Origin of the sequence: Maritalea myrionectae DSM 19524, from assembly GCF_000423365.1 — a bacterium.
Taxonomy (GTDB): domain Bacteria; phylum Pseudomonadota; class Alphaproteobacteria; order Rhizobiales; family Devosiaceae; genus Maritalea; species Maritalea myrionectae.
Genome location: NZ_AUHV01000003.1, coordinates 953,711 through 966,338, shown reverse-complemented (window position 1 = coordinate 966,338; position 12,628 = coordinate 953,711). Strand labels below are relative to the sequence as shown.

Annotated in this window: 12 protein-coding genes; 9 read left to right on the top strand and 3 right to left on the bottom strand. The window is 53.5% G+C overall.

The window, feature by feature from the left end:
- Positions 1 to 38: 38 nt before the first annotated feature.
- The 3 genes from G549_RS21385 (at position 39) to G549_RS0110905 (ending at position 3,579) form a co-directional block, all read left to right on the top strand.
- Positions 39 to 1,721 (top strand): HoxN/HupN/NixA family nickel/cobalt transporter, encoded by a 1,683-nt coding sequence (locus G549_RS21385; RefSeq protein WP_051213632.1) that lies wholly within the window; start codon positions 39 to 41, stop codon positions 1,719 to 1,721.
- A 22-nt stretch (positions 1,722 to 1,743) separates the two neighbouring features.
- Entirely contained in the window at positions 1,744 to 2,532 is a 789-nt protein-coding gene (locus tag G549_RS0110910) for a pyrroline-5-carboxylate reductase family protein (RefSeq protein WP_027835057.1), read from the top strand.
- A 147-nt stretch (positions 2,533 to 2,679) separates the two neighbouring features.
- A complete protein-coding gene (locus tag G549_RS0110905; protein WP_210162419.1) occupies positions 2,680 to 3,579 on the top strand; it encodes an NAD-dependent epimerase/dehydratase family protein in 900 nt (299 codons plus the stop codon).
- 58 nt (positions 3,580 to 3,637) lie between these two features.
- Here G549_RS0110905 and G549_RS0110900 read toward each other — a convergent pair whose 3' ends face one another.
- Entirely contained in the window at positions 3,638 to 3,928 is a 291-nt protein-coding gene (locus G549_RS0110900) for a DUF1330 domain-containing protein (protein WP_027835055.1), read from the bottom strand.
- A gap of 77 nt (positions 3,929 to 4,005) precedes the next feature.
- Between G549_RS0110900 and G549_RS0110895 the strand changes: the two genes are divergently transcribed.
- The 5 genes from G549_RS0110895 to G549_RS0110875 all read left to right on the top strand — a co-directional run bounded on the left by G549_RS0110895 (position 4,006) and on the right by G549_RS0110875 (position 9,440).
- Positions 4,006 to 4,926, top strand: coding sequence for a LysR family transcriptional regulator (locus G549_RS0110895; protein WP_027835054.1), 921 nt, complete (start codon positions 4,006 to 4,008; stop codon positions 4,924 to 4,926).
- Positions 4,927 to 5,124: 198 nt separating this feature from the next.
- The gene (locus G549_RS0110890) at positions 5,125 to 6,717 is read left to right on the top strand and encodes a bifunctional metallophosphatase/5'-nucleotidase (protein ID WP_027835053.1); all 1,593 of its coding nucleotides are present in this window, start codon (positions 5,125 to 5,127) and stop codon (positions 6,715 to 6,717) included.
- 174 nt (positions 6,718 to 6,891) lie between these two features.
- Entirely contained in the window at positions 6,892 to 7,917 is a 1,026-nt protein-coding gene (gene hemH / locus G549_RS0110885; RefSeq protein WP_051213631.1) for a ferrochelatase, read from the top strand.
- Positions 7,918 to 8,015: 98 nt separating this feature from the next.
- Positions 8,016 to 8,987 carry an SPFH domain-containing protein gene (locus G549_RS0110880; protein WP_027835051.1) on the top strand — a complete coding sequence of 324 codons (972 nt, stop codon included), beginning with the start codon at positions 8,016 to 8,018 and terminating at the stop codon, positions 8,985 to 8,987.
- Positions 8,988 to 9,440 carry an NfeD family protein gene (locus G549_RS0110875; RefSeq protein WP_036221917.1) on the top strand — a complete coding sequence of 151 codons (453 nt, stop codon included), beginning with the start codon at positions 8,988 to 8,990 and terminating at the stop codon, positions 9,438 to 9,440.
- Here the strand turns inward: G549_RS0110875 and G549_RS0110870 are convergent, their stop codons facing one another.
- Positions 9,441 to 10,718 (bottom strand): MFS transporter, encoded by a 1,278-nt coding sequence (locus G549_RS0110870; protein ID WP_036221914.1) that lies wholly within the window; start codon positions 10,716 to 10,718, stop codon positions 9,441 to 9,443. It abuts the gene before it with no gap.
- Between the two features lie 113 nt (positions 10,719 to 10,831).
- Between G549_RS0110870 and G549_RS19970 the strand changes: the two genes are divergently transcribed.
- Positions 10,832 to 11,770 (top strand): LysR family transcriptional regulator, encoded by a 939-nt coding sequence (locus tag G549_RS19970; RefSeq protein ID WP_169449639.1) that lies wholly within the window; start codon positions 10,832 to 10,834, stop codon positions 11,768 to 11,770.
- On the opposite strand, the gene G549_RS0110860 is transcribed toward G549_RS19970, so the two are convergent.
- Positions 11,759 to 12,616, bottom strand: a complete 858-nt coding sequence (locus tag G549_RS0110860) for an OmpA/MotB family protein (protein ID WP_027835048.1) — start codon at positions 12,614 to 12,616, stop codon at positions 11,759 to 11,761. The two genes, G549_RS19970 and G549_RS0110860, sit on opposite strands and share 12 nt — an antisense overlap.
- Positions 12,617 to 12,628: the final 12 nt, after the last annotated feature.

The following is a 12,628-nucleotide window of genomic DNA, read 5'->3' as shown; positions in this document are numbered from 1 at the left end:
TTTGGCTCTTGGCCTACAGCCGCAAATCACGGTATGTAATGTTATTACTGATTTTGGCCGCATTTGCCTGGCAAAAGCCAGCGCAGCTTATTGTTAGGGACTTCATGATTCAGTCAGTTCAATCTTTGTCGGCATATATGCGTGTTGTGATGGCTGCCGTTTGGCTTTTGGTGGCAGGCGCGAGCGCCAGTTTTGCCCATCCGCACATATTTGCCGACGCGCAAGTGGATGTGTTGTTCAACGAACAGGGCGAGATTGCCGGGGTGCGGCAGCGCTGGAATTTTGATGCGCTTTATTCGGCTTGGGCTGTGCAGGGTTTGGACACTGATGGCGACGGCGAGGTCAGCCCTGAAGAACTGCAACCGCTGGCCGACGACAATATGATCGGGCTGGCCGAATATAGCTATTACACCTTTGCGGGTGAGGGGCGCGGCAATGCAGAAATTGCGCGCGGCCGCGATGCCCGCATGGTGTTTGATGGCACCAATCTGATCCTTTCGTTCACGCTGGATTTTACGGTGCCGCAGCCGGTGCGGCAGGCGTTTGAAATTGAAGTGGGTGACCCCGAATATTATGTGGCCTTCACTTTTGCCGAGGAAGATGCGGCGGAGTTGGTTGGCGCGCCAGAAGGGTGCAGCCTTGAAGTGAACGGCCCGCGTCCGATTGATCCAAAGCTGGAAGAAGAATTGTTTGCATTGGGCCCTGACGTGTTGCAATTGCCTGAGCATTTGGCCGAAGCGGCGAAAAATCTGGCCAATGTGCTTGTGGTGCGCTGTGATGGCGAGGAAGCTGACGCGGCCCCGGCGACATCAAATGTGGGGCGCCGCGGCGGTAGCCCGTTTGTGGCCCCGCCACAAGAGCCGAATATGGGCGGCTCAACCACGGGCATTTTGGGCTGGATTAACACCCAGCAAAAAGCGTTTTACCAAGCTCTGACCGAAGCGCTGCAATTTTTAAAAGATGATTGGAACGGCTTTTGGGCGCTGGGCGGCCTGAGCTTTTTGTATGGTGTTTTTCATGCGGCGGGGCCGGGCCATGGCAAGGTGGTGATCTCTTCTTATATGGTCGCCAGCGAACGCGAACTGCGGCAGGGCATTTTGATCAGCTTTGCGGCGGCGATGATGCAATCTGTGGTGGCGGTGACGTTTGTGCTGGTGGCAGCCGGATTGTTGCGGTTGACCAGTTTTGCCATGTCGGATGCCGCGCATTGGATGGCCGTTGGCTCCTATGCCTTGGTGATGCTGTTGGGCATTTATTTGGTGTGGCGCAAGCTGGCTCCACGCTTTGGCGGCAAAGGCCATGCGCACCACCACCATCATCATGGCCATGATCACCCGGATCATGATGCGGAAAACTGTGATCATTGCAATCATGCGCCCGAGCCAAAGCAGTTTGCCGGGCGCGACTGGAAGGCACAAGTCGGCTTGGTGATGTCTGTTGGCTTGCGGCCCTGTTCCGGCGCGCTGGTGGTGCTGGCCTTTGCCTTGAGCCAAGATTTGCTGCCTGCGGGCATTGCGGCAACCTTTTTGATGGGGTTGGGCACGGCCATCACTGTTTCGGTGCTGGCCAGTCTTGCGGTTTACTTCAAGGACCTTGTGCGGGCGCAGGAGCAAAAGGGCGGCAAAATCTGGGGCGAAGTGCTGATCACTGCTGAGCTGGTGGGGGCCTTTACGGTGTTCGGGTTTGGCACCATTCTGCTGATGAGCGCCCTTTGGGGGTAGCATAATCTGGGAGGAGATAGATATGACCACGCGTATTGGCCTTGTTGGCGGTTCGGGTGCACTGGGTGGCGCCCTTTCGAAAGCGCTGTTGCAGCAAAAGCCGTTTGCCGATCTGGAATTATGGATCTCCAATCGAAGTGGTGCCGCGCCGGAATTTGCCTCCCATGAAAATGTGCATGTCACCAGCGACAATCAGCAGTTGGTGGCGGCGTGCGACATTGTTATTCTGAGCGTACCCCCAGCGCAGTTTAAAGCGCTTGAGATTGATGCCTCCGGTAAGTTGGTGATGTCGGTGATGGCCGGGATCACCATCGATGATATCGCAAAAGCGACGGCGGCCACTCGCATTGTGCGAGCGATGAGCAGCCCGGCGGCGGCCAACGGGTTGGCCTATTCGCCGTGGGTGGCGAACGTGGAGGTGACACCGGAAGATCGGGCCGTGGTCCATAAAATCTTCAGCGCTACAGGCAAAACAGATGAGCTGGATGAAGAAGCGCATCTCGATCATTTCACGGCGATGACCGGGCCTGTGCCGGGCTTTGTGGCCTATTATGCGCAATGCATGGTGGATCATGCGGTGAAGCATGGCATTGCGCCGGATATTGCGGACCGTGCGGTGCGGCAATTGTTTTTGGCCAGTGGCCGCATGTTGGCGGAAGATGCAGCTACACCTGCCGAACAGGTGCAGGCTATGGTTGACTATGCGGGCACCACGGCTGCCGGGCTGACCAATATGATCGAATCTGATTTGTCGGAGGCGATCAGCGATGGGCTGCTGGCGGCGGCAGAAAAAGCGAAAAAGATGAGTTAAGGGGCTAACCGCCTGAGGGGTGAGCTCTTGGCGCAAGAGGTTGTGCAATCGTTTACATTTGACGGCAAATATGCATGATCCTGCGTGAGTATGTCGACTTGTTGCGGGGCAAAATCTGTGCTGCGATGAAGTGGCGAACAAAGGAGAATGGTTATGCGGATTTTATTTACAGGCGGTTCAGGCAAGGCGGGCAAACATGCGGTGGCCTATTTGCTGGCGCAGGGACATCGGGTGCTGAATGTGGATCGCGTGCCGCTCGACCTTGAGGGCGTGGATAATCGCATTGCTGACATTACCGATGCGGGACAGATGTTTGATATAATGGCGAGTTATGCGGGGTTCGACGAGTTGGAGCCCGGCACTGGCGTGCCAAAATTTGACGCGGTTGTGCATTTCGCAGCGATCCCACGGCTTTTGCTGACATCTGATAATGAGTGCTATCGGGTCAATACGTTGGGCACATATAATGTAATCGACGCGGCGGTGAAGTTTGGGGTTAAAAAGATCATTTTTGCCTCGTCAGAGACAACTTATGGCGTGTGCTTTGCCGATGGGGAACGCAAGCCGGACTATTTGCCTGTCGATGAAGAGCATCCCGTGGTGCCTGAAGATAGCTATGCCATGTCAAAAGTGGCCAATGAGGTCACAGCCCGCAGTTTTCAACGGCGTTCCGGGTTTGATATTTATGGGCTGCGGATCAATAATGTGATTGAACCGCATGAGTATAAGCAGAATTTCCCCGCCTATTTGGCCGACCCGGCCCTGCGGCGGCGCAACTTTTTTGCCTATATTGATGCGCGGGATTTGGGCCATATGGTCGATCAATGCCTGGCGACAGATGGGCTGGGTTATGAAATCTTCAATGTGTCCAATGACGATCATTCGGTTGGTGCCAGCACCAAAGAGTTGCTCGAGCGCTTTTATCAGGGCGTGCCCTGCGCTGAGATGGGCGAGGAGGAAACCTTCTATTCAAACGCGAAGGCGAAAAAAATGCTCGGCTATCAGCCAAAGCACAGCTGGCGCGACGAGCTGGGTGAGCAGGTTTAAGGTTCATTGGAACAATAAGATTGAAAAGGGCAGCTTTGGCGCTGCCCTTTTTTATGCGCTAGCCGATGCTGGGCAATGAGAGGATTGTTGTATCCGCCGCTTCATTGCGCAATGCATGCACATTAGCCAATTCAGGGTCATCAAGCCATGCGGTGATGTGGTCTGCGGAAGGGAATTCTAGCACCACACCTTTTGTTTCCCCATGAGGGATTTGAAGGGCCAGGCTTTCGGGGCCGCCAGCAATGGCTTTGCCATCATGTTTTGCGACGGCGGGGCCGCCCACTTTCAGATAGGCCGCCAGTTTTTCCTGATCTTTTATCACCAAGGTGACCAATGCGTAATGAGCCATTTTATCTCTCCTTTTGGTTCCACCCCTGAAATAGCAGCGCTTGACTTTGTGCGGAATTGGCTATCTCAGTACAATCTATGTACGAAAATAGTAGTCTGATCGCGGATTGGGATGTGTTGCGGTTGATGCTGGCCATCGACCGACATGGTGGCGTGGCAGGTGCGGCGCGTCATATGGGGGTGACCCATGCCACGATTTCGCGGCGTTTGGCGCGCGCGGAGGCTGATGCGCAAATTGCGTTCTTTGAACGCTTGCCCGCCGGGCTAAAGCTGACGGCGGCGGGGCAAGTCATCCTAGACCATGCACGGCGGGTGGAGCCGGAGCTTCATTCGCTTGAACGGCAATTGGTGGTGCACGAACAGGATTTGAGCGGACCCATTCGATTGACCATTCCCCCGGCATTGATTGACCGGCCGCTTGCCGATAGCTTGGCTGCCTTCGCAGCGGAGCATCCAAAAGTTTTGCTGGAATTTGTGGGCGATAACAGCCTGCTCAATCTGCATCAACGGGAAGCGGATCTGGCCATTCGGGTGACGCGCAGGCCACCGGAAACCCTGTGGGGCCGAAAGTTGACGGAGCAAAATGCAGGTTTTTATGCCTCGGCGCGCTGGTTGGCAGAATCCGCCTTGGGGCAGGGTGACCTAAGCGGCGATGTGCCGATTATCTCCTTTAATTCTTGGCCCGCGCCGGTGCCGGAGAAATTGCAGGCGCATTGCCCGAATGTGCGCGTGGCAGCGCGGGCAGAGGATTTTATTGTTGCGTTGCAATTGGTGCGGGCGGGCTTGGGGATGACGCGGATACCGAAAGTGTTGGGGGATATCCAGCCAGACTTGCAATTTGTCGCGGCGCTAGGCTGGGAAAGCTATATGCCGATTTGGATTTTGACCCATCCTGAATTGCGCAAGGCAAAGCGTATTGAAGCATTGATGAAGCATTTGTCGCGGCATTTTAGGCGTGAAAAGCATCGCTATATTGTCACCACGAATACAGCGAACTAGCGGTGTATTTTTCCAACCGGTCAAATTCGGTTGCGGCTGTCATAAAACTGTCCTAAACTTTTTCCCATCATGGGAGCGCGACATATTTCGCGCCTCATGGGAGGACCTCGTCGAAGACCAGTGCGGCTAATGTCAAAAAGCTGAAACAAAGACTGGCTTATAACCGGGGGCATCATAAACTTTGGAGGGTTTTATAAAATGAAAAAACAGGCTTTAGCGCTGACGCTAGGCATGGCACTTGCCAGCTTTGCAGCGCCCGCATTGGCGGACTTTTCGCTCAAGATTTTGCATATTAACGACGTGCACTCGCGCATCCAGCCGATCAACCGGTTTGATTCTAGCTGCGGTGCTGAAGACAATGCCGCTGGTGAATGTTTTGGTGGTATGGCACGTGTGGCGACAGCCATTGAAACCCGTCGCTCCGCCTTGGAAGGTGCTGGCTTCAATGTTTTGACTTTGGATGCCGGTGACCAATTCCAGGGTTCATTGTTTTACACGACATTTAAAGGCGCCTTGGCCGCCGAGCTGATGAATATGATCGGTTTTGACGCCATGGCCGTGGGCAACCACGAATTTGATGATGGGCCAGAAAAACTGGCAGAATTTGTCGATACCGTCGATTTTCCTGTCTTGTTTGCCAATACCAATTTGGCCGATGAACCGCTGCTGAAAGGCAAGGTCCCCTCCCATATCGTGAAAGAGATTGATGGCGAGAAAGTCGCAATCATCGGCGTGTTGGCAGAAGACACAGCGGAAACCTCTTCACCAGGCGATAATGTGCCGTTTATTCAGGCGGAAGACATTATCAGAAAGCTGGTGACACAACTTGAAGCTGACGGCGTGAACAAGATTGTTCTCCTGTCTCACGTGGGCATCAACCGCGACATCGCGATTGCCGAAGCCGTGGATGGCATTGACGTGATTGTTGGCGGTCACTCGCACACATTGCTGGATGAATATCCAACAATGGCGCAAGCGCCAAATGGCAAAAATGTCCCGATTGTGCAGGCTTATGCCTATACCAAATATTTGGGTGAGTTGAGCGTGACTTGGGACGACAATGGCGACGTTATTGAAGCCGAAGGTGCGCCTTGGTTGCTGGACGCTCGCGTGCCGGAAGACAAGGAAATGGCCGCACTGATTGAGGAAAAGGCCGCACCACTTGAAGAAATCAAAGCACAAGTTGTGGGCAATAGCCTTGGCCTAATCAATGGCGACCGCAATGTTTGTCGTGCTGAAGTGTGTTCAATGGGTGTGCTGGTGGCAGAAGCCATGTTGGACCGCACAAAAGATCAGGGTGTTCAAATCGTGATTCAAAATGGCGGCGGTTTGCGCGCGTCTATTGATGAAGGCGAGATCACCATGGGTGAAGTGCTGACAGTGCTGCCATTCCAAAACACATTGGCGACCTTTGAGTTGAAAGGTGCTGACGTGATTGCGGCGCTGGAAAACGGGTTGAGCCAAGTTGAAGATGTTGCAGGTCGTTTCCCACAAGTGGCCGGCATGAAATACACATGGGATCCAGAGGCTGAGCCTGGTTCTCGCGTTGTTTCAGTTGAAGTGATGCAGGACGATGGGTCTTATGCAGCACTTGATCCTGAAGCCACATATGGTGTTGCCACAAACAATTATATGCGTGCAGGTGGTGACGGTTATAGCGTTTTTGAAACGAATGGCATGAACGCTTATGACTATGGCCCAGGACTTGAAGTTGTTGTGGCTGACTACATCGCCAAATTGGGTGGCGATTATGAGCCAACAACGGATGATCGCATCTCCAAAGTTGAGTAAACGAGCATAAATTATGAGAAAGGGCGGCAATTGGCCGCCCTTTTTTTGTGAACCAGTTGCACCCAAATCGCGTTATGTGCTTATTGAACGTAGGGGATTGATCAGGCAGACAGACGCGCATTTTGATGCGCCGTGACGCTCTGCGATCCCATTCATCAGCACGCAAGGGGCATTATGGTTTCGCATCTTCCACCGGATCATCCAGAAGTTAAACCGAAAAAGATTGGCGTTTTGCTGCTCAATCTGGGGACGCCTGATGCCACAGATTATTGGTCCATGCGCCGTTATTTGAAGGAATTCCTGTCCGATCGTCGGGTGATTGAAATTCCGCGGGCCTTCTGGTGGCCGATCCTCAATCTTATCGTTTTGACCACACGCCCGAAAAAATCCGGCGCGGCCTATGATAAAATCTGGGACATGAAAAATGATGACAGCCCGCTGCGCGTCATCGCGAAAGAGCAGGTTGAAAAGCTGAGCAAGCGGCTTGAGGGCCATGATGATGTGGTGGTGGACTTTGGCATGCGCTATGGCAATCCTTCAACGCCTGAAGCGATTGATCGGTTGAAAGCGCAAGGGTGCGACAAGATTTTGCTGGTGCCGCTTTATCCGCAATATGCCGCCAGCACCACTGCGACGGCCAATGATAAAGCCTTTGATCATCTAAAACAGATGCGTTGGCAACCAGCCGTGCGCACGGCGCCTGCCTATTTTGAAGACCCTGCCTATATTGACGCGATCGCAAATTCGATTACTGAGGGCCTCGAAAATCTCGACTTCAAGCCTGATTTGGTGATCACCTCCTATCATGGTGTGCCCAAAAGCTATTTGATGAAGGGCGACCCTTATCATTGCCAATGCTTTAAGACCACGCGCTTGGTGCGCGAAAAATTGGGATGGGCCGAAGATAAGATGATGGTGACCTTCCAATCGCGCTTTGGGCCGGAGGAATGGTTGCAGCCCTATACGGATAAAACGTTGGAAGAATTGCCGAGTCTGGGCGTGAAAAAAGTGGCGATATTGACGCCTGGTTTCTCGGTTGATTGCTTGGAAACATTGGAAGAAATCGCTATGGAAGGCGAAGAAGAGTTTATGGAAGCGGGGGGCGAAAAATACGCCTATATTCCATGCCTCAATGCCACAGAGCCCGGTATCGATGTGATTGAAAGTGTGGTGCGCCGCGAGTTGCAGGGCTGGGTTTAACCGCCCTCAATGCGCTGCGCATAAACTGCTTTCTTTCCCCTGCCAAACGTTTCATAATGATCGCAATCAATTAAAGAAATTGCGTGAGGGAAAGCGTTATGGACGGGTTTTCAATAGCCATTATTGCGGCGGTCGTGCTGATCATTCTGGTGCTGGTCGCTGGGGTGAAAACGGTGCCGCAGGGATATAATTATACGGTGGAGCGCTTTGGGCGCTATACCCGCACATTGACGCCGGGCCTCAATATCATTGTGCCCTTTGTTGATGCCATCGGCCGCAAAATGAACATGATGGAACGCGTGCTTGACGTGCCCTCGCAAGAGGTGATCACCCGCGACAACGCGACGGTGAAGGTCAATGGCGTGAACTTTTTCCAAGTGATGGATGCGGCAGCGGCCAGTTATGAGGTCAACCAACTCGAAGTGGCGATCCTCAACCTCACCATGACCAATATCCGGACCGTAATGGGTTCGATGGATTTGGACGAGTTGCTGTCCAACCGTGATGAAATCAATGCGCGGTTGCTGCATGTGGTGGATCAGGCGGTGTCGCCATGGGGGGTGAAAACCACCCGGATTGAGATAAAGGATATAGATCCTCCGGCTGATCTGGTGGAAAGCATGGGCCGACAAATGAAGGCCGAGCGGGAAAAACGCGCCACCATTTTGGAAAGTGAAGGCCGCCGTCAAAGCGCGATTTTGGAAGCCGAGGGCGAAAAACAATCGCAAGTGCTTGAAGCTGAAGGCCGCAAGGAAGCCGCGTTCCGTGATGCGGAAGCGCGGGAACGGGCAGCCGAGGCGGAAGCCAAGGCCACGCAGATGGTGTCGGAAGCTATCGCGGCTGGCGATGTGCAAGCGGTAAACTATTTTGTGGCCAACAACTATATCAAAGCCTTGGAAGGCATTGCCAAATCACCAAACCAGAAAGTGTTGATGATGCCGCTTGAAGCAGCAAATCTGATCGGCGCGATTGGTGGTGTTGCAGAAATTGCGAAAGAAGCATTTGGCGAAGGTTCGTCCCAGCGCCGCACATCAGGCCGTGTGCCGGATAGCGGCAAGAAGGAGGGCTAGATGGAATTGATCAATTGGTTCACTGATCTGGGCCCTTGGGCCTGGATTATTGGTGGCTTTTTGCTGTTGGGCGTCGAGCTGATGGCGCCTGGCGGCGTGATTGTTTGGTTTGGTCTCGCCGCGATTGCGGTGGGCATTCAAGCCTTTACCGGCTTTTTAAACTGGCAGTTTCAATGGTTGTTGTTTGGTGTGCTCTCCGTCGCCGGGGTAGCGCTTTGGACGCTCTATTTCAAAGGCGGTGGTGGCAAATCAGATCACCCTTTTCTCAACAAGCGCGGCGCCAAATTTATCGGTGACACTTATACGCTTGATGAGCCAATTGTGAACGGCAAAGGCCGCATGAAGGTTGGCGAAAGCTGGTGGCGCGTGGAAGGGCCGGACATGCCAGCCCAAACCCGCGTTAAAGTGATCGCCACCAGCGGTGCGGTGTTGAACGTTGAGCCGTTGGAATAGCTAAATCATTGTCGCCTTTGCAGCGGTGTGACGACGCTGATATTTGAGATAGGCGACAATCACCATCACCCCAAGTGCCACGACTTGGCCCACGCCGATGATGGCGAGGGCATGCCAGGGGCTGAGGCTGGTGGCAAACCATGTGGCCAGCCCGAGCGCCACAATCTTCATGGCGATCATTGTGGTTTGGAGAAATGCGAGAACGCGCGCCATATATTGGACGGGGACTTCATCCATCAGCCATGAGTTGCGGGCGATGCGCACGGTGGAATTGCCCCACCCCGCCACAAAGGCAAACCAAATAATAGTCAACATGCTCGGCCAGATAATTTGGCTGAGATACCACAGCGTAAATGCACTCATTGACGTCAACATCAAAGCGAAGGGGCTGAAACGTGCTGTGACCCGGGCGGAAAGGGCAACGCCGATCGCCCCAAGGGCAAAGCTGATTTCAAACAGGGCAAAATCCTCCACTGTGCCGTTCAAGGTGTGTGCCAAAAGAACGGGAACGAGAAAGTTTCCGGTTTGCACGCATATATAGGGAGCAAAGCTAACCACACTCAACACAGCCAAACGCGGACGGGTTTTAAGATATTGCGCGGCGTCCCGCAGGGCGGTGAGCAGCGGTTGGTGTGTGTCCCGATCAACTGGTGGTGAACCGGGGAGCAGCGCCAGCAAGATGCCTGAGGTGAAAAACAAGCTCATCAGGCCCCACATGATGATCTGTGGCGAAAGGTGGGTGATGATCATGGCCATGCTGGCCCCCACCACCAGATTGCCTGCTTGGTTTTGGAGTTCAAAAATTGTGTTGATGGTGCGGAATTTGCTGCGATCAAGCAAGCTTTGGGCATAGGCCACTCGGGCGCTTTGATCAAATGTCACCACAAAATTGACGAGCGTCAGCGTGCATATGAAGGCCCAGGGCAGGGTCAACTCATGGTGGCTGAGGGCTGCGGATATGACCAACCCAAGCGCGGCAACGACCCGAATGCCGACGAAACTTGTTTTGCGGTTGTGCCGATCCATCCATGCGCCGAGCAGCGGGCCGGAAAAGAAAATCAAAATATTGATGAGAAAAGAGGCGGCGCCCAGCAAAGGTGTGCCGCCGGGCATCTGCACAATGAGCCAAGGCACGCCCACCAGCATGAAGCCTTGGGCCAGTGACGTGATCAGTGTGCCAACCACAAGCAACACCATTTGGGGCGTGGCAAATTGAGGGCTGGTATTTGACAGTGCTGAGGTGGGCGGACTTTTTGATATTTGCGACGCGGGTGACATAAAAATCTCCTTTGTCGCGGTCTATTCATGATTTAAATGCCAGACAATTGCGCCACATTGCACTATATTCGTTCTGTTATGGAATGAATGAAGTTGGTTGGCGGCGGATTGCGATGACGAGAAGAACAGATCAATTGCATCAAATGCGGGTGTTTTCCGCGGTGGCGCAGGAAGGCAACTTCGCCAAAGCAGCCATTGTGATGAATTTGCCGGCCTCCTCGGTGAGCAAAACCATCGGCCAGTTGGAAGCGCGGCTGGGGGCTGTTTTGTTTCGGCGGACAACGCGGCATATGGTGCTGACGGATGAGGGGCAAAATTATTTGCGCATGGTGCGCCGCGTTCTGCAGGAAATTGATGTTACCGAAGACCGCTTGCGCACTGGCGACGAAGTGCGGGGCACGTTGCACGTCACTATGCCTGTTGCCTTTAGTGAGCGGTTTTTAAGCGCGCAGTTGCCCGCCTTTTGCAAGAAATATCCGGACTTAATGATCGATTTCGACACGGATCGACGCTATTTGGATTTGGTCAGCCACAATATTGATGTAGCGGTGCGCACCCTTTCGCCCGGCCAGGATTCTCCATTTATGGCGCAAGAATTGGTGCCGCATGTAAATTTTTTGGTGGCGTCGCCGGACTATTTGGCTGCAGCGGGCACCCCGCGACAGTTTGAGGATTTGGCGCGACATCGGCTGATCTATTTTGACTGGCCGCGCAAATTGGACAAGTGGCAAATGATGTTGGGAAATAAAACCGTGCAGGTGGAAAGCCAGGCTGTTTTTCGCACCAATAGCTATAAGACCCTGAATGAATGCGCGCTGCAGGGTGTGGGCATTGCCAACCTGCCAGCTGATTACGCGATCACGCATTTGCGCAGCGGCGCGCTGGTGCACATTTTGCCGGAGCTCAAAGAAAATCGAGGACGGCGCGTGGCCCTTTATCATCAGCGGCGCAGCGAGTCGGCGAAAACGGACGCGTTTTTGCGGTTTTTGGAAGAAGCAACCGATACGCACCGGGCGGCAGTCGTCGCTTATCTCAATGATTTAGGGGCGTAGCTCGATCGGTACCGGCGGCTCTTCCTTCATCAGCAGGATCGAGATTCGCTGATTGGCAGAAAGATAGGGATCGTTCGGAAAGAGCGGTTTGCTTTCACCTTTGCCGACAACAGCGTGGAACCGTTCGGACGGCATGCCAAACTCTTCCATCACCCGCCGCACAATATTGGCGCGATCGGTCGACAAATCCCATTTGCCATAGGTTTGGGTTTGATAAACACCGCCTGATGCCACATGGCCCGTGACCTTGATTTGGTTGGGTAGGCTTTTCAGAATTGGTGTCATCACTTCGATGGCTTTACGGGTGACCTCGTATGGATATTTTGAGCCTTCAGGGAACATGGCGCGGCCTTCTTGGTCCACAATTTGGATGTGCAAACCTTCTTCGGTTTCTTCAATCAACAAATTGTCTGCAACAAAGGTGATCTCAGGCAATTCCTGCCACGCCTGGCGCAGGGTGGTTGTGGCCAACGCGAACTGCCGTGGTTTTTCCACTTCAGAACGTTCAATATCATGGGTGTTGGCTTCTGGGCCCTGCTTTGAGCGATCGTCATGCTTTTCGTTTTGGAACTCAGTCTGTGTGACTTCGTCGTCCAAGGTCAGCGTTTTCACATAGTCGCGTTGTGGATTGCCATCGCGCTCAATGATGCCAGCGCGTTGCTCAACTTTGATCACGCCGAATGCGTCTTTCAGTGAGCCAGCAACAACCTGCAATTTCAATTCATCCTGAATGGAGAATGAAATAATCAAAACAAAGAAACACACCAGAATAGACATAAGGTCCGCAAATGTGACCAACCACTCTGGTACTTCGCCTCCGGCTGCTGCTTTTTTGCTTCTGGCCATTCTATTGTCCTA